This is a genomic window from Solibacillus sp. FSL K6-1781, from assembly GCF_038630735.1.
GTDB lineage: Bacteria > Bacillota > Bacilli > Bacillales_A > Planococcaceae > Solibacillus > Solibacillus silvestris.
On sequence record NZ_CP152038.1, the window covers coordinates 2,278,141 to 2,297,280 of the forward strand.

The window sequence follows — 19,140 nt, forward strand, 5'->3', positions numbered from 1 at the left end:
AATTTAAAAGAGGAAGGCCTATTTGGTGTACCCTTTTTTAGTATATCATGTAGGATTTAATATTTTTACCGAAAAATCTTGACAACTATTAGCTGGTTTTGTTGAACAAAAAAGGACCAATCCCCTTTATTCAGCAATCTGGCCCTATAACGGAAAAACTCGATCTTCAAATTGAAGAATCTCGCCCGTTAGTTGAACAAAACAAAGTCTGTGTTGACCTAAATCCACCCAATATTAACAGTATCATCATGAAAGAATTCTATAACATATTTCTGCGTAGGACAATAAAGATATAAATCATTTCCTAACCAGACAATATCTTCAATATTACTTAATAATTCTTGAGTCAATTTAGTTTTTACACATGGATGATTATCGTATCCCCAAAAGATATATATAGGAATTGAAGTATCAAATCCTTTAGAAATTAGAAGGGAAGGAATGCTTTTAATTCCTTGGTCATTTAATTCAACTCGGTTAACAATAGCATTTTCCCAGTCAATTCTGTTCCAAAAAGCAATCGGGAAATTTTCAGAGAAATCTTCTACAATTGAATTAGTGGTATTAGAATCTAGAATTTCAAATAATTCCATTTCGCCGACCACTTCTTGAAGCAGAATCTTTACTTCATTCTCTTTTTGGATCGCTTGTTGAATTATTTCTTTTTGTTTACGTTCCTCTACAATTTCATTTAATCTCTTCTGTCTTTCTTCTTTGTTCACTCTAATTTTCAACTCCTTCCCTATATATTATTTATTGAACTAAACTGTCCTGATATTTTAAGGATATTTCTTCATAATCTCAATTAAATACTAACATAAATATTCAATTTTCTTATTGAGTGTTATTCAACAATCTGGCCCTATAACAGAAAAACGCTATCTTCTTATTGAACAATCAGCACCTGATTGCTGAATAACTAATATCATTAATTTTAGGTGTTCACAAATTTATGAACAACGATATTACCAAACATCGCTTTGGGAATGTTATTTAAGTAAAAAATAGTATATTGTTTAAGGAAGAGAACAACCTACTGCTGCCAACACGTTTTTTTTAATTGTCTAGACTAGAGTATTGCTATAACATTTTTAAATTGAATAATAAATAATCCATTCAAAAGGAGGATAAGTACATTTTTACAAATAAATATATACGTGCTCTTGTATTTCCAAGTCTTTTGTTTATAGGTATGACTATTTTAAATATTTATCAAGATAACGGGATTCAGTGGGGGGATAATCTTTTTCTCTTCCTTTTCACATTAGTTTTCTACAACTTAATTTTATTTTTGCTTAAACGGTTTAAAGAAACACCCCCTTCAAAATAACTTTTTATTTGTTGAATTATTCGAGTAATACAAATACATACAAAATAACGTTCCCAAATGAAAGTTTGGGACACCACAAAAAATCCACAAACGCTTTTAAATCAGTGTTTGTGGATTTTTTTTCTGGAACATTGTTTATGCGGTTTTTTTGCAAGTCGCATAAAACATTGATATAAAGGCATTTATACTTGCTAGGCTTGTTCATTTATTTGCATAAAAGCTTGTATAACATATTTCTTATCGGCGAAATTTGTATCTATTCAGACGCTATCCCATAAAAAAAGTTATATCACAATCTGGCCCTTTAATGAAAAAAAGCGCTGATCCTAATTACAGAATCGCACCCCAATCAATGTAGTTCCTTGTTCAATAGCAAAAATCTTTCAAGTGGATTAAATCCCCAAAATAGTTTTAACACGATTGTTTTCTTCTTTCTTATCCCAATACTCAAAGAAACCCAGTTGATTCCCCCAGGGATCAGTAAAAGATCCCCATTTTGCAGTGACTTCTTCACGGGAAAGCCCCCTACCACTGGGTTTATTCAGAAGTAACGGGCATGGATATTATAATGTGTGATAACGATTTCCGCTTAATAGCTAATATGACGAGCATCGCTGTTAATTTTCAACTTTTGAATCCAAGTATATAAATAATTAAATTAAATTATTCAAAAATTGTATAATTATTCTTTCCAGCTTCTTTTGCGCGATATAAAGCGTTATCTGCATTTTTAATGAGCGTTTTTAAATCTGTATCACTATCAGCAGGATAAGTTGAAATTCCAATGCTTGTGGAAAGTTGGTATATAGTGTTGCGTCCACGAAAATAAGATAAAATATTTTCCGCTAGCTTACTAATTTCAGCTTTGGAATATGTAGCAGAAAAATGTATAAGAAATTCGTCTCCCCCTAATCTAACAGCATAGGAATCATTCTGTGTCTTTACAAATTCTTGAAGGATTAAAGCGACTTCCTTTAATACTCCATCTCCGACATCATGACCATATATATCATTTATCTTTTTAAATCCATCCAAATCAAAAAGGAATATTATTCCACCGTTTTTATAATCATCTTCAAATTTTTTTGAAAGATATCGCCTATTATATAGGTTAGTTAACGGGTCTTTAAATGCTAAATGCTCCAAATTCAAATAATACGAGAACATTCTTGCTATTTTTTGAAGCAACACTATACTCTTCTTATCAAAAACACTTTCTTGATGATGCGCCACACAAAGCGTACCAAACCTCTCCCCATCCAGAAGAGAGATAGGCAAACCTAAATATGACCTAATGTTAACATCCTCTAGTAAGTTCTTTAAATCACTTGGACAAGTGCCTTCTCGGATATCTTCATAGATTAATGGTTTTTTCTTTTCAAAATCTATTCGATTACAAACCGTTTCATCAATGTTTATAACCATTCCTTCAGTCAAAAGAATGCTCGTATCATCTGTTGAAAGCTTTAAAATTATTTGTTCTTTATTACTGAAAGAGGTTAAATAAATCAATTTGTCAGGCAAGATTTCTGATGCTAAATCAAGTACATCATTTGAAAGTTCATCAAAATCACTATACATTTCCAACTCTTTTAATGTTATTACCATAAAGCACCTCAATTATTATATAAATTTTTCAATGTATAATATTAAGTAATTTTTATTCCTTAAAATATTAAATGCTTGAACCTAATTTTACTTATTCCTTTTTGTATTTAACCCATAATTCAATATAACATACTCTCTCATTTCAAGTAGTTAAACTAATATTCTCAAAACAAAAATTCCCAAATCCCTTTATTTTCTAATTATTCAGATGAATTATACTTATAACAGATACCTTAAATTTCTTATTAAACCATGATTCGACATATAATTAATTTCAAATATTCTAGGATTGAAAAGTCGTTGTTTTCTATAAGACATAGGGAAATAATAGGGAAAAGGTTTATGTATGAGATTTTTAAAAATAGAAATTATATTAAAGCTAAAAATTGAAACGAAAAGAAAACATTTGTATAAAAAAGCAATCGATTTAGGGCTTACACATCCCGAAGTAATAAATTGCAGTCAAGAATTAGATGAATTACTTAATAAGTATTCTAATTTGGCCAAATAATTTGGTTATACATATGGTATTACTTAATTTAGATATAAGGCCAATAAAAAAGAATAGCCCATCCACATTCAATGGGCTATTAATTATTAGAAGGAACGATTAATTATTGCAGCTTGATAGCTAAGTAATTGAGCATCGCTGTATTGTTCGATTTTGGAATCCGGGATAGACGGCTCAATGATGGATACTTCTTCTCCGTTTACCTGGTGAGTCTATGTACGCGCTTTTTTTAATAGCGTTCGAATCTCCATTCGTCCTGTTTCGTTTAGCATGATTTCGTCACTCTCCTTTTTTATAACTGGTGTCGGTGAAGGGCCTGCCGGTTTTGTTGTAATGCCATAATAGCTGTTAATCCCCTGTAAAGTTAATTGTGCTTGCTTATCGATAGGCAAATATATCCCTCTATTTCTCTCTTTGTCTGTGCATCCTCACCCTGTCCAGTTCCGAATGTCCCATTAATGATCTCGGATAAGAAAAAGTATAGGGTACCGTTATATTCAATTTTTGCTATACACTCATTGACCATTACTTCTACTCCCAATTCCTCAAATGCTTCTTTTTTTGCTGCTTCTTCTGGCGTTTCTCCTTTTTCTATTCCACCACCAGGAAAAACATAATAAATAATGCCATCTCTAATTCTACCTTATCATTTTAGTATTACTACCGAACCTCTATTTCGCATTAATCGTAACCTCTCGGTGATTCACATTTTATTAAAGTATTACGCCAGTCTGTTGAAGATCTTTATTAGTTAAATATTAGTTAAACTTTTGCTAAAACCCGTACTTTTTTCTAAGTATCCTAAACTTTTATAAAATTTATGTGCAGCGATTCGCTCTTCTCTATTCCCGCTGTTTAAAATGATTGCTATACAATCGTTCTTTTTTGCCCAATCTTCAACTGCTAACATAAGATTTTGCCCAATATTTTTTCTACGATAATCGTCGTGAACTACTAGTGCTAAAAGTCTTACATATGGCTCATCAAATTCGTATGCGGTTTGCTTACACATTCCTACAAAACCAACTAATTCTCCGTTTACTTCTGCAACAAATGTTTCGTAATTTGGTATATTTAAAATTTTATTAAATCTCTCTTGAATTTTTTGATTTGAAGAAGGATAACCTAGCTGTTTCATTAACAGATCCATATTATTAATATCTTTTAGGGTCATTGAACGAATATACATAGTATTTCCACCTTATCTCTTTATTGATTTTAATAAAATAATTATATATTACCAAATTTTATCATTTGTAACCTTCTTTAAAGTTTGTTATTGAAATATTTAGGAACGTTTAAAAAATGCTGGTTTAAATTGTATGTAGGATATTCTTCGATGAGGTGAAAGGACCCTCCCTATTTAATATAAATTTTAATAAAAAGGGAGTTTTTAATTGTTAGAGTATATTGAAAATAAAATTAAGAATGGCGCTTTTAATTGAAGTATTTCTTAATCCATTTTGCATTATTAATAACTTTTATCTTATCTTTATGTATGCCATACTTATTGAAAAAGTTGATTTTACCAACTTCTTCAAAATAACGATTCCATTTAAACATTTTAAAAAAAATATCTAATGTTGGTTTGTAATTTGCTTTCTCTATTCGAAGTTTTTGTTTAAGAAACCTCTTTATAATTCGGTAAGTTCTGAATGAATATTTTGTATCTAAAAACAAAATTAAATCTGCACTATTAAAACAATCGCTTACCCAATCTTCATTGTGTATTCCTTCAATTATCCAATTGTCTGATTGTAATATACTTTTTAGATACTCTTTTCTTTCTTGTTCAGTTCTTCTTATATCTCCGGACTTATGCCTTATCCAAACTACATTGTCTAATTCGTAATACGGTATATCTAACCACGAAGATATTTCTTTTGCTAAAGTTGTTTTACCACTTCCAACTGATCCAATAATATGAATTCTCTTGTAAATTGTCTTTTTCAAAATACACCAACTCCATAAGATTTGTTTATATAGACATTTCGCTTACAGAGTTGAATTTACCTCTTATTATTTGAAGTTGTAACGCTATTCCATCTTCCCAATTATAGGTTAACAACAAATTTTTGTTGCTCCTCAAACTAAGCGGTTAATGAAAATAAGCGCTTATTCTTGTTACAGAGGGTACATTTAACCATTAAATTTTATATGCGCCATTTGCATTCATCATAACCAGAGTGTTTCATCCATTCTCTGAATCTTTGAGTGGGAAATTAAATATACTTTGCCAAAAATGTCGATTTTGTTTCCCTTCGTACGTATAGCGCAATCTTTGTTCGACGCATAAATATTTATTCCTTCCGATAAAATAGACAATTCATTTTGAACAAGCGCTATGTTATTTTCAAGATCAAAGTGAGATAGAATGGAAAAATCGTCAAGGCCAATTCCATCATAAACATAATTCTCCTCAACTTTATATCCAATTTTTTGGGAACATAACCATTTAGCAGACATGTTAATTGCACCAGCACTTGCCCCCATGACAACAGCGCTGCTTTTTTTAATCGAATCTGTTAATTCATATTCCATCAAAAACCCGTTTTGCTTTATAGTATCCCCGCCCAACAAGAAAATGACTGAAGCATTTTGAATTATCGTTTGGGCATCTTCCTTCTGTACGCGATAATTAATTAGATGATAATCATCAAAAATAATGCCAGCCTGATCAAGCCACGAGCGTTCAGTAGCACCAATCTCTTCATAAATAGATGAATTCGAACTAATCATTGCAAGTGATTTTCTATCAGTAATATCCTCCTGTAACACCCTGCCCAGATGCTCTGGGAAAAAATTGTTAAACCACCCTAAATAATAGTGAGTTTTCATAAGTACCTCCGTAGCCAAGTATAATTAACATTCACCCCTCACTTTAACATAAATATCCAATTTATTTATTGTATTTTATTCAATTAAATGGCCCTTAAAGGACAAAGAGCCTTTCCTTTTTCAAGGAAAGCGACCGATTGTTAAAAATCGAAATATAGTATTGTCGCAAATAATTCCCGAGTTATTTTTGCTTTAATGGAATAATTCTTATTGTGATATATGTTTGTACTCTAATATTTCAAGTTTAAACTCATGATTACATATTTGCTTATTTATTTTCTCACTATCACAGGACGGGTATATTCTTACCTTAACCAAATCTTCTTTAACATTCCCGGTAGGTTTTTTTGAAGGAATATCAATTCTTACAGTAACATCATAGGAATGATTCTCATTGTAAGTAATCCCAACAATCCTTTTCCAATGCCAAATAAGGTGATTATCTCCTCCATGCTCTATGATCACTCTTTTATCGATGATTGGGAAGATAATATCCGAAACAATGTCCTCTGTTGTGACATAAATCTCTTCCATTTCTGAATTAGCTTCAGGTTTTGTATTTTGCGCAAGAATAAGACCAATAAAGACAAATCCTATTAGGATCAAGTAATGCTTAACCATTAAGATACACCTCAGAATTCTGTTTGTTTCTTATTCTTTGCATGTTTTTATTATTTATTTAAATAATTACCCTTAAATAAAAATAGTGTTCCTTATTTAAGAAACATGCCTTCGATATATTACATATGATTATCTTTAATAGCATACGTTGTACTAGAGATTTTAGTGGAGGAATTTTAATGAAAAATAAAAATAAAAGTCAAGATAATCAAAACCAATTATCAATTCAGGCTGCCGAGCTAGCAATCGTTGGTGCAGCCATAACTACTTTAGGAGATACTATTGCAACTATGGCAGCAGTACTTGCATTAGAAGCAGAAAGACAAGAACAAAACAATCAAAATGATACAAGTAAGAACGGTAATCAAGATATGCAGAAACAGCTTGATTATTTAACCAGCGAAATAGAAAAACTTAAAAAGCAAGTAAATGGTTCGAACTCCCGAAGGCTGAAGTAAGCCATATTAATTGGATAATGTTATATAAACATTCATCTTATTCGGTAGCCAATGCTGTAATAACAGCTCCCACCACTTGTATCCAAGCACCGACTGCATTCATTACTTCTCCTTCTTTTGTATCAGTATCCGCAAAAACCTCTGTCACAGTCCCAATTAATTGAATGATATTACCGGTATTAGATATTGTTTCTAAAAGAGTTAATTTTCCTTCAGTATTAATGACGATTCCTAACCCTACTACTTGAAGAAGGCTACCCTGCTTTTCTAAAAGTTGACCTGATTGCTCATTTTTAGACAGTATTCCTACTACAGTAGCTAAATTGCCTATAGCTTGAAGTTGATCGCCAACTTTATTTAATAAGGCGTCCTCGGTCTCTGATACGACCGCACTTCCTCCAGCTTCTAAAATATTCCCAATTAAATTAAAATCGGTTAGTGTTTGTTGAGTAAAAATATTTGAGGGTGTACTCGCAATTGCAGATAGTAATGATCCAATTGCTACAATCCAATTTCCTGCAATGGCAGTAATATTTGAGTTATTTTTACCAATTTGATTTGAGTTACTCTGTTTATTACGTTTATCAGGATAAATCATGTTATTCCATTTATTTAAAGAGTTATTTCGTTTTCCCGAAATATTACGGTGATTTGATTTATAAGAGTTCATCATTTCTCTCCACCTACTATTCATTAGATAGGCACATCGCTAAATAGCTCGTGATGAGGTCCTTTATTATTTTGATAGGGTATACATTCCTATTCACTTTAAATACATACTCCAATATATGATTTTTTTAATGGGTTAGATGGACCTTTATAATGATATTTGTATTTCTTAAAGCGATTAGGGCTGCAAAAATTCGTCCTGTAAAGAATAGGGTAGGACCATAGGCTGTTTAGAAAATACTTTATAAATCAAATATGGAGAGTTACATTCTATTCATAAAATTTGTAAACAGATTGTTCCTTTGAAGTGGAGATATACTTAATTTTCACAACTCGACAGTTTATTATCCAATTTAACTTTAATGACATATTATGCAAAAGAGCAATTCTGTTTTATGTAAAAGGAGGAGATGACTATGAGGATAAACAATTTCGACCAATCCTCTGATTCCACAGAAATATACGCTACTAAATTAGCTAATATTGGGGCATCATTTGCAACATTTGGTCATGATTTACAAGCAACCGCTGTAGGATTAACTTTAGAGATATTAAACAAATCAAAAATAACAGATTCTATAGAATCTGAAAATATGCAGAAGCAGATTGATTTTTTAGACGACCTTATTAATAAAATTACACTATTTAGTGAAGATGTAATTAAAACCGTTGAACCTCTCTTAATTGAGGAATTCCAAGACGAAGCTTTGAAGGGAATTGTTAAAGATCATCTGAAAAGAAATTTAAATCACCTTAAAAATGAGATAAATAGATCATAATTTAATTTATTTAGGTTTCTTATTCTTCCCCAAACTGACTATATCTAGCTTCCTTTGACTTATTCCATAATCTGGCCCGATTTAAGGATAAAAGAATAACAAAATAAAAAAGAAGACCGTTGCCTCAACAATGGTCTTTTATATGTCATGTAAGGATGACGGTCTATACCTTGCAAAACGAGGATATTACTTCTTAAGAATGTTGTTCAACAATATGGTCCTTAGCTGAAGAAGGCACAATTCCTATTCAAGAATTATGCCCTTTAATGGAAGTTGAAGGGACTAAATACCATTTAATATTATTGTCAATAAACCTCTTCATTGTATCTGTACATGAACTCTAAGTTTCCAGGTTACTAATTTTGCCGAAAAGTGATGCTACAGAAACCCCTTATCATGCTTGATTGACTAATAGATCCCAATACTATTTTCACTTTTAAAATTCAGATAGTTAGATAAAAACACATCTATTGTAACTTTTAATAATTATTCAGAATTGTTAGACTATTATCAACTACCATGAATACACTTAAAACTTAATTCTTTCAGGAGGGATACAAATGGAGAAAAAGTTACACTTATTACCATATCAAGTGGATGAAGTGGTCGAAATGGTCGAAGTGGTGCCAAAAGGTATTGAACTTATTGCAGCACCAGAAATTTGGGAGAATTCTAAAGGGAAGGGAATCACTGTTGCGATATTGGACACAGGCTGCGACGTCACCCACCCTGATTTGAGTGAGCGTATTATCGGCGGACGGAATTTCACTCGTGATGATGATGGACAACCTGATGTATACATCGATTATAATGGCCATGGAACCCATGTGGCTGGCACAATTGCTGCAATTCATAACGGCACGGGAGTAGTTGGTGTTGCACCTGAAGCAAGTTTATTGATTTTAAAAGTGCTTGATAAAAGTGGATCAGGGCAATACGACTGGATCATAAATGGTATTAACTATGCAGTTGAACAAAAGGTGGATATCATCTCCATGAGCCTCGGAGGTTCTGTCGATGTACCTGAGTTACACCAGGCTATTCAAAATGCAATCACTAATCAAATTCTAGTAGTTTGTGCCGCTGGTAATGAGGGAGATGGACAGAGTTCTTCAAATGAATTTGCCTTTCCCGCCTGCTACAATGAAGTCATCAGCGTCGGATCCATTAACCTGCAACGCAGTTCTTCTGAATTTTCAAATTCGAATAATGAAGTCGACTTAGTGGCCCCTGGTGAAGGAATCCTTTCAACGTATTTAAACGGAACTTATGCAAAACTAAGCGGAACTTCGATGGCAACACCGCATGTATCCGGTGCACTTGCACTCATAAAAGTGAATGCCAACAGAAACTTTGAACGAAATCTGACAGAGACTGAGCTGTATGCACAATTAATAAAGAGAACCATTCCTTTAGGAAACTCGCCAAAACTCGAAGGCAACGGATTACTGTACTTAACAACAGAGAAATACTTATCGGAGGTGTTCAACCAAGAATTATCTGCAAAGGCGTTGAAAATATAATGGAAAAACTAAATTTGCTATACTGTGAATGGGAAACGGCCAAGTCAGACTTTTTAATAAGGAAAATCGACCCTTATTATGACGAAAAGAAAGATGAGGAAGTCAGAAATCAATACTATCAGAGCATTTCATTCTCAGACGCCAATCTTTTAGATAGCCTTCACACACTGCTTGAAAAAACACATACAAATCGGTTAAACTACAGCCCACACCGTTATGTGTACCCTTGGGTTGATTTGCAGGAAAACGGTTTATTAAAAAGCCTTTATTCTGGAAATAGGATGGATCCACTTTCTGTCATAGAGGAGGACATTCGGCTCCATGAAATGCAGGCAAAAGGGTTAATCAGTAACTTTTCGGATAATCTATTTAACTGTGAACATGTAGTGCCTCAATCCTGGTTCGATAAAAAAAGACCGATGAGAGGAGACTTGCATCATCTATTCTCCTGCGAACCCACCTGCAATAGCAGTCGTAGCAACTACCCCTACTATGATTTCTACAATTATAACCCTGAAGGATTAATTTTAGGAATCAAAGATGGCTGCGGCAAAACTGAAGAAAGTAAATTCGAACCCGAATACGGCAAAGGAATCGTTGCTAGAGCAACACTTTATTTCCTAATTCGCTATCCGAACACCATAAAAAAAGAACTAGCGAATGTCTCTTTATTGTTAAAATGGCATCACTCTTTTCCAGTATCCATCTATGAAAAGCATCGCAACCAAGCTATCCAAGAACTTCAAGGCAATCGGAACCCATTTATTGATTTTCCAGAGATTGCAGAAAGTATCGTAACAAATTAAAAAACACTAATTTCCTTAAAAAAGCACAAGAGAATTAGTGTTCGCTTTTTATATTAAATGAAAATAATGGTATAATTACTATATGTAGTAGGTCTAGGTATTAAAGGTGATTGGTCATCATTTATTCCAAAACTTCGTTTCAAACGAAGGTAAAGAAGACTATCCCATTACCGTTTATGAGTCTAAACACTCTTGTTAATTTCGCTACACTTATTGTAACGATTCTTGCATTGTCATTTACTTTTCCAAAGAAAGTAAACACCCTCTCTACCTTACACCAGGGTGATTTACTAGTCCTGTCAATTGCCTTATTTGCTACCGACTGTTTAGTGTTCCAGCACTAAGCAGCTTTTTTATTTTACGATTATTATGACTTAAGTATGAAGCAATTCACTTTACTTTCCACTAATTAGACACACCCGCTTAACTAAATCTAAATTAGTTTATTAGATGTAATCATCTACATCCAAAGAATCAAGATTTATATAGTGTTCGGAAATTGTTTGCGAATGGTGTTTGTACTTGCTGGACTTTTTCTTTAATTTATATAAAAACTTGATAGCAAATCTCTTATCGTTATTTATCAGAGGGCACACACCATTTAACTTTTTTTCGCGAATCCCCTTCATAATTTGTGAAACCCTAGCTGCTGTAAGGTTTAACTCATTCGCTATTTGTTTATGTTTTAAGCCCTCTGTAAGTAAATTATATACCTTTAATCCTAGACAGGTTAGCTTTATAATCCGAGTCTGGCACCTACTTCTGCATACTCTATATCTTTTCTTTCTGCATTCCAATTATCCCCTGTTTGTCCGTCCCATATCGCTCCTGTTTCAACGAAACCGACAGACCCAAACAACTTCCGAGCGACTTCGTTTACCATCCAATATGATGTAGCAACTGCATCGGCTTTTCCTTGTGGAAACGACTTTATGTAATCAATAACTTTTATCATTGATTGTTTGCCAAATCCTTTGCCTTGATGCTTTTTATCAATCATAAAGCGATTAAGTCCATAAGTAGATTTATCTCCATATTTTTCACATAAAAATGCACTTTCCGCCAGTTCGAAAAATCCAATATCGACATATCCTATGACTTCATCATAGTTGCATATAGCGAAAATCATAGGAGGTTTTTCATCGTTGAGTAACTTTACATAGGCTTTAGCCAAACAATATATACTGGAATCGACATTTCCTTTCTGCTCGTCTGTTATGCTTAACTTCAACACTGCCTCAAAATTATCGTGGGTAATTTTTCTTAATTCAATCATTTTTCTTCCCTACTTCCGAAAATATTAATTCGCTGCATCTGTTGCATAACCTGCCCCGTTAGTTTAAGTACATTGCTTCACAAACATACCTGGGTTACTCCATAAACGCGCCCGATTGTTGGATGAATAACTACAGACAAGTTTACGAATATATCGAACAATTATGGTAATATGAAATTGTAGGGGGCATTTTAATGATCTATTTAACTATTATATATATGTTTATGTTAGCGGTAATCATTAGTGCTATTGGTGGCTTTATTTTTTATAATTTAATTTATAAGAAGTTCTCAAGAACGCTAAGTTATGTATTAGGTGGTTTTTTATCTTTACTTCTAAGCATTCCATTGACAAAATTACTACTGTTTGGTGGTATTTGGTTTTATCATTTGCCTATCGCATTGCTGGCGATAGTGGTATATATCGCATTCATTATGTATTCCAATAATAATATTAAATTGATAAAGTGGATAGGAATAATTACTTTAATTTTGTTAATTGTTGCACATGTATATCTAATAATAATGACTATCTACTTCAATTAAAAAGCACCTAAACAATGTTTAGGGCTTTTTTTTCGTAAAGTTTGTGTCCCCCCAAGTAAGATTTTTTTAGTGTGAATTAACTAGACCTGCCATTAATTCTACAATATTTTTTAAATATGAAGATATAAAGAAACTATTTATAGCTAAAATGACCAATGCGATTGCAATAATGTATTTTGTTAGTTTGTCCAATTTTATATTCAACCTCTCGTACTTTTTTATATGTTTTAAAAATTAATTAAGAGACCTGAAACCCAGGCTAATGCACCAATACTTAGGGAAAGTACAAAAATAATAAATTCATAGGACCATGAGTTATCCTTTTCATAATTTCTTTGCCATTGTATCAAAAGTGCGATATTTACTATTAGTAAGGCTTCACTTATAGATATTATTGGTAGCAGCCAGTCAGTTTGATTTTTTTCGCTAGAATCAATATTCCAATATAAAACAATTAGTAAAACAATAATTATAAATGTTATGCCTTTTGCCCATTTTGATTTTTTCATTATTCTCACTCCAGAGGAAATTTTAGTATTTCGCTACTTCTAATTATTTTAACATAATCATCCATTTACATTGAGTTCAGAATATGAAGAAAAAGGTATCAAAGGACCAATACATTTCCAATCAATTTATATTAGAATTTGGATAAAGCAAAACGTTTTAATAGTTGACTTAAAAGAAGGTATAAAATTGAAAAAGAAAGATCGTAATGAATTTAAATTTATTTTTGGGATAATTAGTAGTACATAATTCTATTCAGATACAAGAATGAAAACTGACTAAGAATACGTCGCCATCCACGGCAGCGACGCACTCGATTGAGGAAGATCTTTTAGAACGGAAAACCTTATAACATTCTTTCACTACTGAACAGGAGGATGGAATATTGCAAAAGAAAATAAAAATAATTGAAGACAGCAAATCACTTATTTTAGCTATTGCTTTATCAATATTTATTTGGATCTTTTTCAGTAATTACTGGCATTATCCATCTCCACCATTCGAGTCACTCACTTCAAAAGAGGTTATTCGTATTTTGGAGGAAGAAAGCTCTGAGAGCGGATTTTTGAAAATTGCTACTGAAAATAATTTTGATTGGTATACATGTAAGCATAATAATTGTTTAGAGGAGAATGTACTTTTCCCACTTTCAGATAGAGGTTGGCATAAACAAGATATAACTCCATATTATAAACCGAACGGAAAACTTATACGTATTGAGTATATTTACACTAAGAATCAAGTTGATGGTAACCTAGGCACTACTCTAAAAATAGAAGTATACCATTGGGTGGATAGTGAAGATATTAATTTTTTGAAAATACCTCAAGATATAGATTTTTAATATAGTAGGTTATTCATTTTGGTATACTTCATACAAAATAACGTTCCCAAATTAAAGTTTGGGGGCACATAAAAAAGGCACGAAACGTTGTTAAATCAACGTTTCGTGCCCTTTTGTCATTAGGTTGTGCAGCATTTTATACAGATGATGCAAACCCTAGATGGAACGGTGTTTATACTTGCTGAGTTTGTTCTTAATTTGTATAAAAACTTGTATAGCAAGTTTCTTATTGTATTAATCAGCACCTTTTGTTATTCAACAATATGGCCCTATTACTGAAAAAAATAAACTTCTTTTTTAAAGAAGGTACAACACCTTTTAATTGACGAACATTTAATTATAATTTGGAAAATAGCAGGATTAACTTGTAAAAAATCTCCAAAAAATAATTCTTCAGTTTCTTTATATATTTCGGCACCAGTTTTTTCTAACACTCTGTGTGATCCAATATTATCTTTTTCCGTATCAGCAATAACATAAATAACATTTGCCTGTTTTAACAACCAATTTTTCAAATTAGTAACAGCTTCTGTCATAAAACCATTTCCTTGATGGTCAAAATTGTGTGTAATACCCAATCACTACTTCACCATTATCATTCATTTATTCCCCTATATGACCAGCTTCGACCTGGTTCAAACTCTCTAAAAATAGTGCCATCTTTTCTTTCGTGTAAACCGTGTGAATGAGTTACTAAATGTCTTATTGTTGTTTTTCCAAGCAATTTTTCATCTATTCCATCAAAATAATCAACTGCATAGTCATCAAGGCTTTTGATTTTACCTTCATAGAGAGCATAAGCAATCACTAATCCAAGATAGCTTTTTCTTGCAGAAGCTATGTTAAATTGAGAGGAAGACGTGATTGGATCTGCCTTATCAGAATTAGAATGATAACCATTATAATAATCTAGTATGACTCTGTTATCCTTTAGAATATATAATGATGACGCACTACTCCTATTTTTTACTTTAATATCTTCAACCCAAGTAATTAATTTTTCAAGTTTCTTCAATATTACTCACCTTATTTCCGACATTTACCAATTAGCTTATTTTTATTTTCTGTACTAATTATTCTATATCCTTCTTCTACTAAACTGCTTCGATAATTTAAGTATTGAGTGTCATTCAAAAAATGTCCCTATTACTGAAAAAAAACACAATTCCTTTTTCAAGAATTGCGCCCGATTATTGAATAAGCGATTAGACGATTATTTAGCTAAACTTAATTCATATTGATAAAATTGTGAATCTCGTATATATCCATTTTTTTCATATAGTCTTTGAGCAGAATAATTATCTGGTGCTGTACTTAGACTAATGTTTTTAGCACCTGTTTCAGTAGCGAAATCTTTTACTTTTTGTAAGAGCATTTCTCCTATTCCTTGTTTTCTGGCTTCTGCATCTACATACAAGTCATTCAGTATCCATGCTCTTTTCATAGATATTGAGGAAAATGTAGGATAAAGTTGAGTAAAACCTACATAATCTTTTTTATTTTTAACAACGAATATCACAGAATCCTCGTTTTCTAAACGTTCCTTTATATAAGCCTTAGCGCCTTCTAAATCCGATGTTTGTTGGTAAAACACACGGTACAAATTAAATAAATTTGATACTCCTTCTAAATCCTCAATCGTAGCTTGATATATTTCCATCTGAATTCCCTCCCCTATTAGCTTAAATTATACACTTTATAGATAGAAAAAATTGTTAATTTTGTTATTGTTAATTTTGTTATTTTTTCACCTTCAGTTCAGAAATCCTTACTCCATTAAATGGCCCTATAACGGAAAAACGCGATTTCCTTATTGAAGAATCTCGCCCGATTGCTGATTAGTATCTGCTTCTATTAGCTAATTAGATTCTGAAGTAAAATAACTAGATAGCACACCTATAAAGTTTTCTTCAAATGTAGATTTGAATTAATCATAATATTTGTAAAAAATTCAAATTATTATCCCTTTAGATTATAATTCTCTAAAGGGGGTGCTTTTATGTCTAAAAGTGTAAGAACTTCTGAGGATATGAGAACCAAATTGATGTTAGATTTGCAAAGAATTGAGAAGGATAAGTATCAGTTACGCGAAGGTGAGCAACATCAAGACTTCTTACCTTTGTTACTTCAATACATTGGTGATCCTCAGCCAGAATTGCGGGATAACCTGATTTATCCGATGTTTTATATGTGGATCAAAGAAGAGAAGAGGTTTAATGGTGAGGAGTTGCGTAGTCTCTTAACTGTTCTGACTGATGAAAATCATTTGTTCTATAATATTGGCAGCGTGGAGGACCAGTCAGTTTTTACAAGATCGTTCTCTGCATTGCCTATCGCCTTGATTGTGCAACGACACAGACAGAATCAATTTTTAAAGCAATCGGAAATTGAACAATTAATGCATGTAATGCTCCGTTATTATAAAGAAGAGAAGGATCTGCGAGGTTACATTACAATAGGAGGCTGGGCTCACAGCGCTTCTCACGGTGCGGATGTTTTTGTCGAGTTAGTGCAGTGTGAGGAGAGTAGCGTCCCAATGCTACGAGAGGTTCTTGACGCTATTTCTGGCATGCTTCAAAATGGTAAACATATTTTTTGTGATGAAGATGATGAGCGGTTGGTCAACATCGTGGATACGATGATAGACAAAGTTTTACTTCCACATCAAGATTTGACTGATTGGGTGAACAGTTTAGCACAATGCTGCAATTTCCCGAGAAGTCGCAGTCAGGTGGTGGCTCGTGTAAATTCCAAAAATTTTTTACGCAGTCTTTATTTCAGAAGGAGACAAGAAAGCCGAGGGAATGAGCTTAACACTGTTATGCTTGATACTGAGGCACAATTAAACAGGTTTTCTATCAACTAAAGGAGAACGGACAATCCCAAAAGCTATGATTAACTGAGGGATTGTCTGGCATGTATATCTACTTAAAGACTCCAACTTAACAATACTAAATGCGTGCTTCATTAAAGCGCCAGATTGTGGAATATCGTTTTTTCGAATTTTGTATTCTCATAAAACATTCACAAAGCGTGTTTTGGATTTTCTCCTTTTCCGAAAGGACATATCAATCTCAAAAATTCAGTATTCTTAGGTTTTCTATCAGTAAAGGAGTTAATACTTTACCCTTAGAATTAAGTAACACGCGTGTTTCTATAGTCTCGCTAATATAAAAATGTATTGACTGATCATTTTTAAGTGGAATATTAAGTTGATTGGTATCTTCTTTAATGCAGTAGAACACATTTTTTAACCATTCGAAGTCTCGACTTGTAAACGGGCCGAAAAATTGGACTGATTTTATTCCATCTATACCATTAGCTTTACTATTTGGTACCATTCGCTTACGCATTTTCTCTTCAATTTGTGGAGTATCGACTTGCTGAAAACCTAATTGAAATGGTACTTCGTCAAAATACGGGAGATATGCATTTTGCCACTTAGCAGAAAAATTAATTAGTTTAAAGAAAAAAGGAAAACTTATTCTTTCAGGATTTGATATGCCAAAACTTTTCAATAACTCAGTAGTTTTTTCAATATTATTTGTTTTGAGAAATAGTCCAATGACACCTCTGTGACCAGAATTATACTTATCAACCCAGTCTTTGATCCAGCCACCGCCATCTTTCGATTTAATATAGATAAACTCGAAATATTCATCTCCTATCCATAAATTAGAGGCTTTGAATCCTTTATTTCCTTTACCTTTTGAGGGTATATAAGGTAATCCTAACCGATTAACTTCCTCAATAAATTGAATATTTTTTTGATATTTCTCATCGACATTTACCACAATATGGTCGATAGAAAATGGATTTATTTTAGAAACCTGTTCCATATAGTTCCTCCTTATATAGTCAACATTGAATATATTGTTAAAAATAAAACCGATTTAATCGGAGTTATTTTCTTTTTTTATTACACCAATAACACTTTCAATCAACTGACTCTGCAATTCAATTGTTTTTATCATGTGATTGATCACAATTGAGGATAGTTCAGATAACTCGCCGTTAGTCGCAATTTCTTTCTGTTTCTTTCCAGCAATAATTTCTTTTTTTTCTTTGTTTAAAGCGCTCATATTGTTCTTAAGTATAGAAATCGCAGACTGATGATCTAATTGATACGCAAAACCAATCCCTGAATATAAATCACCATTGTAAAGAACGGGTGAGGATAGGGCATCTTTTATAAGTGATTGTTGATAATCTTTACCCTTTTGGGTAATTTTGAATTCAGAACGTTGCCGATTGCCTGTCATTTCAATGCTTGAAATGATGATATATCCTTCCTTTTCCATTTTCTTGATTGCATTATAAATCGAACCAGGTAATACACCACTCCACCGTTTGGCATCAGTATTTTCAAGTATTTGTTTCATCTCATAACCTGACATGGGGCGTCGATTTAACAGCTCTAGCACCAATAACTTAATCATTTTATCGCTCCTATATTCAACGTTGAATATATTATCATATAAAATTACTGAAAATGTCAACACTCCCAATTCTTTTACATTCCGAAAGAACCATTATAAGAATCATTCTTATTTATTCATTAGTAAATCAGTGCTGCTTTATTGGATATTTAGTAGTTCAAAAAATGTTGGACTGTTTCAAACTTCTGTTAATATTCACACAAATAATCCGTTTAAATAAAATTGTTATTCCACAATATGGCCCGATTGTTGAATAAAGCAAAGGTCAAATTTGAGTACTTTTATCCTTTCAAAAATAATGATTTTACAGAACTTGATTATATTTGAACCTTTACTTCCCTTAAAAAGCCATCTGATTTTAAATTAGTATTAGCTCATACAGAGAC

The 19,140-nt window shown here is 32.5% G+C and carries 23 protein-coding genes and 2 pseudogenes; 8 read left to right on the forward strand and 17 right to left on the reverse strand.

The annotated features are described in order from the left end of the window. Window positions 1–218: 218 nt before the first annotated feature. From MHH37_RS11270 to MHH37_RS11280, 3 genes and pseudogenes are all read right to left on the reverse strand, one after another. The gene (locus MHH37_RS11270; RefSeq protein ID WP_342573023.1) at window positions 219–722 is read right to left on the reverse strand and encodes a hypothetical protein; all 504 of its coding nucleotides are present in this window, start codon (window positions 720–722) and stop codon (window positions 219–221) included. A gap of 1,000 nt (window positions 723–1,722) precedes the next feature. Continuing rightward, window positions 1,723–1,848 (reverse strand): annotated as a pseudogene (locus tag MHH37_RS11275) (VOC family protein); the annotation flags it as partial. Window positions 1,849–1,993: 145 nt separating this feature from the next. Then, window positions 1,994–2,938 carry a sensor domain-containing diguanylate cyclase gene (locus MHH37_RS11280; protein ID WP_342573024.1) on the reverse strand — a complete coding sequence of 315 codons (945 nt, stop codon included), beginning with the start codon at window positions 2,936–2,938 and terminating at the stop codon, window positions 1,994–1,996. A 346-nt stretch (window positions 2,939–3,284) separates the two neighbouring features. On the opposite strand from MHH37_RS11280, the gene MHH37_RS11285 reads away from it, so the two are divergent. After that, a complete protein-coding gene (locus MHH37_RS11285) occupies window positions 3,285–3,449 on the forward strand; it encodes an aspartyl-phosphate phosphatase Spo0E family protein (protein ID WP_008403863.1) in 165 nt (54 codons plus the stop codon). A 212-nt stretch (window positions 3,450–3,661) separates the two neighbouring features. Here MHH37_RS11285 and MHH37_RS11290 read toward each other — a convergent pair whose 3' ends face one another. The 6 genes from MHH37_RS11290 to MHH37_RS11315 all read right to left on the reverse strand — a co-directional run bounded on the left by MHH37_RS11290 (window position 3,662) and on the right by MHH37_RS11315 (window position 6,908). Then, the gene (locus tag MHH37_RS11290; RefSeq protein ID WP_008403864.1) at window positions 3,662–3,841 is read right to left on the reverse strand and encodes a hypothetical protein; all 180 of its coding nucleotides are present in this window, start codon (window positions 3,839–3,841) and stop codon (window positions 3,662–3,664) included. Beyond that, a complete protein-coding gene (locus tag MHH37_RS11295) occupies window positions 3,814–4,086 on the reverse strand; it encodes an NUDIX domain-containing protein (RefSeq protein ID WP_342576245.1) in 273 nt (90 codons plus the stop codon). Before MHH37_RS11295 ends, MHH37_RS11290 begins: the two co-directional genes overlap by 28 nt. A 114-nt stretch (window positions 4,087–4,200) precedes the next feature. Next, the gene (locus MHH37_RS11300; RefSeq protein WP_008403866.1) at window positions 4,201–4,638 is read right to left on the reverse strand and encodes a GNAT family N-acetyltransferase; all 438 of its coding nucleotides are present in this window, start codon (window positions 4,636–4,638) and stop codon (window positions 4,201–4,203) included. Between the two features lie 248 nt (window positions 4,639–4,886). Beyond that, window positions 4,887–5,402, reverse strand: a complete 516-nt coding sequence (locus MHH37_RS11305; RefSeq protein WP_342573025.1) for a DNA topology modulation protein FlaR — start codon at window positions 5,400–5,402, stop codon at window positions 4,887–4,889. Window positions 5,403–5,624: 222 nt separating this feature from the next. Next, window positions 5,625–6,287, reverse strand: coding sequence for a Type 1 glutamine amidotransferase-like domain-containing protein (locus tag MHH37_RS11310; protein ID WP_342573026.1), 663 nt, complete (start codon window positions 6,285–6,287; stop codon window positions 5,625–5,627). A gap of 207 nt (window positions 6,288–6,494) precedes the next feature. Further along, on the reverse strand, window positions 6,495–6,908 hold the full coding sequence (locus tag MHH37_RS11315) for a hypothetical protein (protein ID WP_342573028.1): 414 nt from the start codon (window positions 6,906–6,908) through the stop codon (window positions 6,495–6,497). Between the two features lie 179 nt (window positions 6,909–7,087). Here MHH37_RS11315 and MHH37_RS11320 point away from each other — a divergent pair, with 179 nt between their 5' ends. Beyond that, window positions 7,088–7,366 (forward strand): hypothetical protein, encoded by a 279-nt coding sequence (locus MHH37_RS11320; protein ID WP_008403871.1) that lies wholly within the window; start codon window positions 7,088–7,090, stop codon window positions 7,364–7,366. A 37-nt stretch (window positions 7,367–7,403) separates the two neighbouring features. Here MHH37_RS11320 and MHH37_RS11325 read toward each other — a convergent pair whose 3' ends face one another. Further along, the gene (locus MHH37_RS11325) at window positions 7,404–8,039 is read right to left on the reverse strand and encodes a hypothetical protein (protein WP_342573031.1); all 636 of its coding nucleotides are present in this window, start codon (window positions 8,037–8,039) and stop codon (window positions 7,404–7,406) included. Window positions 8,040–8,451: 412 nt separating this feature from the next. Between MHH37_RS11325 and MHH37_RS11330 the strand changes: the two genes are divergently transcribed. The 3 genes from MHH37_RS11330 (at window position 8,452) to MHH37_RS11340 (ending at window position 11,143) form a co-directional block, all read left to right on the forward strand. After that, the gene (locus MHH37_RS11330; RefSeq protein WP_342573033.1) at window positions 8,452–8,814 is read left to right on the forward strand and encodes a hypothetical protein; all 363 of its coding nucleotides are present in this window, start codon (window positions 8,452–8,454) and stop codon (window positions 8,812–8,814) included. A gap of 560 nt (window positions 8,815–9,374) precedes the next feature. Next, a complete protein-coding gene (locus MHH37_RS11335) occupies window positions 9,375–10,337 on the forward strand; it encodes a S8 family peptidase (RefSeq protein WP_008403874.1) in 963 nt (320 codons plus the stop codon). After that, a complete protein-coding gene (locus MHH37_RS11340) occupies window positions 10,337–11,143 on the forward strand; it encodes an endonuclease (protein ID WP_342573035.1) in 807 nt (268 codons plus the stop codon). Before MHH37_RS11335 ends, MHH37_RS11340 begins: the two co-directional genes overlap by 1 nt. Window positions 11,144–11,879: 736 nt before the next feature. Here MHH37_RS11340 and MHH37_RS11345 read toward each other — a convergent pair. Next, window positions 11,880–12,419 (reverse strand): GNAT family N-acetyltransferase, encoded by a 540-nt coding sequence (locus tag MHH37_RS11345; RefSeq protein WP_342573037.1) that lies wholly within the window; start codon window positions 12,417–12,419, stop codon window positions 11,880–11,882. Between the two features lie 194 nt (window positions 12,420–12,613). Between MHH37_RS11345 and MHH37_RS11350 the strand changes: the two genes are divergently transcribed. Continuing rightward, window positions 12,614–12,964, forward strand: a complete 351-nt coding sequence (locus tag MHH37_RS11350) for a hypothetical protein (RefSeq protein ID WP_342573039.1) — start codon at window positions 12,614–12,616, stop codon at window positions 12,962–12,964. Between the two features lie 227 nt (window positions 12,965–13,191). Here MHH37_RS11350 and MHH37_RS11355 read toward each other — a convergent pair whose 3' ends face one another. Continuing rightward, window positions 13,192–13,473, reverse strand: coding sequence for a hypothetical protein (locus MHH37_RS11355; protein WP_014823690.1), 282 nt, complete (start codon window positions 13,471–13,473; stop codon window positions 13,192–13,194). A gap of 383 nt (window positions 13,474–13,856) precedes the next feature. Between MHH37_RS11355 and MHH37_RS11360 the strand changes: the two genes are divergently transcribed. Beyond that, on the forward strand, window positions 13,857–14,315 hold the full coding sequence (locus MHH37_RS11360) for a hypothetical protein (protein ID WP_342573042.1): 459 nt from the start codon (window positions 13,857–13,859) through the stop codon (window positions 14,313–14,315). 272 nt (window positions 14,316–14,587) lie between these two features. On the opposite strand, the gene MHH37_RS11365 is transcribed toward MHH37_RS11360, so the two are convergent. The 3 genes and pseudogenes from MHH37_RS11365 to MHH37_RS11375 form a co-directional block, all read right to left on the reverse strand. After that, entirely contained in the window at window positions 14,588–14,851 is a 264-nt protein-coding gene (locus MHH37_RS11365) for a GNAT family N-acetyltransferase (protein WP_342573043.1), read from the reverse strand. 65 nt (window positions 14,852–14,916) lie between these two features. Beyond that, window positions 14,917–15,330 (reverse strand): annotated as a pseudogene (locus MHH37_RS11370) (serine hydrolase domain-containing protein); the annotation flags it as partial. A 198-nt stretch (window positions 15,331–15,528) separates the two neighbouring features. Further along, the gene (locus tag MHH37_RS11375; protein WP_342573045.1) at window positions 15,529–15,975 is read right to left on the reverse strand and encodes a GNAT family N-acetyltransferase; all 447 of its coding nucleotides are present in this window, start codon (window positions 15,973–15,975) and stop codon (window positions 15,529–15,531) included. A 339-nt stretch (window positions 15,976–16,314) separates the two neighbouring features. Between MHH37_RS11375 and MHH37_RS11380 the strand changes: the two genes are divergently transcribed. Continuing rightward, entirely contained in the window at window positions 16,315–17,181 is an 867-nt protein-coding gene (locus MHH37_RS11380) for a DUF2785 domain-containing protein (RefSeq protein WP_342573046.1), read from the forward strand. A gap of 208 nt (window positions 17,182–17,389) precedes the next feature. Here MHH37_RS11380 and MHH37_RS11385 read toward each other — a convergent pair whose 3' ends face one another. Beyond that, window positions 17,390–18,154 (reverse strand): VOC family protein, encoded by a 765-nt coding sequence (locus MHH37_RS11385; protein WP_342573048.1) that lies wholly within the window; start codon window positions 18,152–18,154, stop codon window positions 17,390–17,392. A 54-nt stretch (window positions 18,155–18,208) separates the two neighbouring features. Beyond that, window positions 18,209–18,754, reverse strand: a complete 546-nt coding sequence (locus tag MHH37_RS11390) for a PadR family transcriptional regulator (RefSeq protein ID WP_342573050.1) — start codon at window positions 18,752–18,754, stop codon at window positions 18,209–18,211. Window positions 18,755–19,140 lie beyond the last annotated feature (386 nt).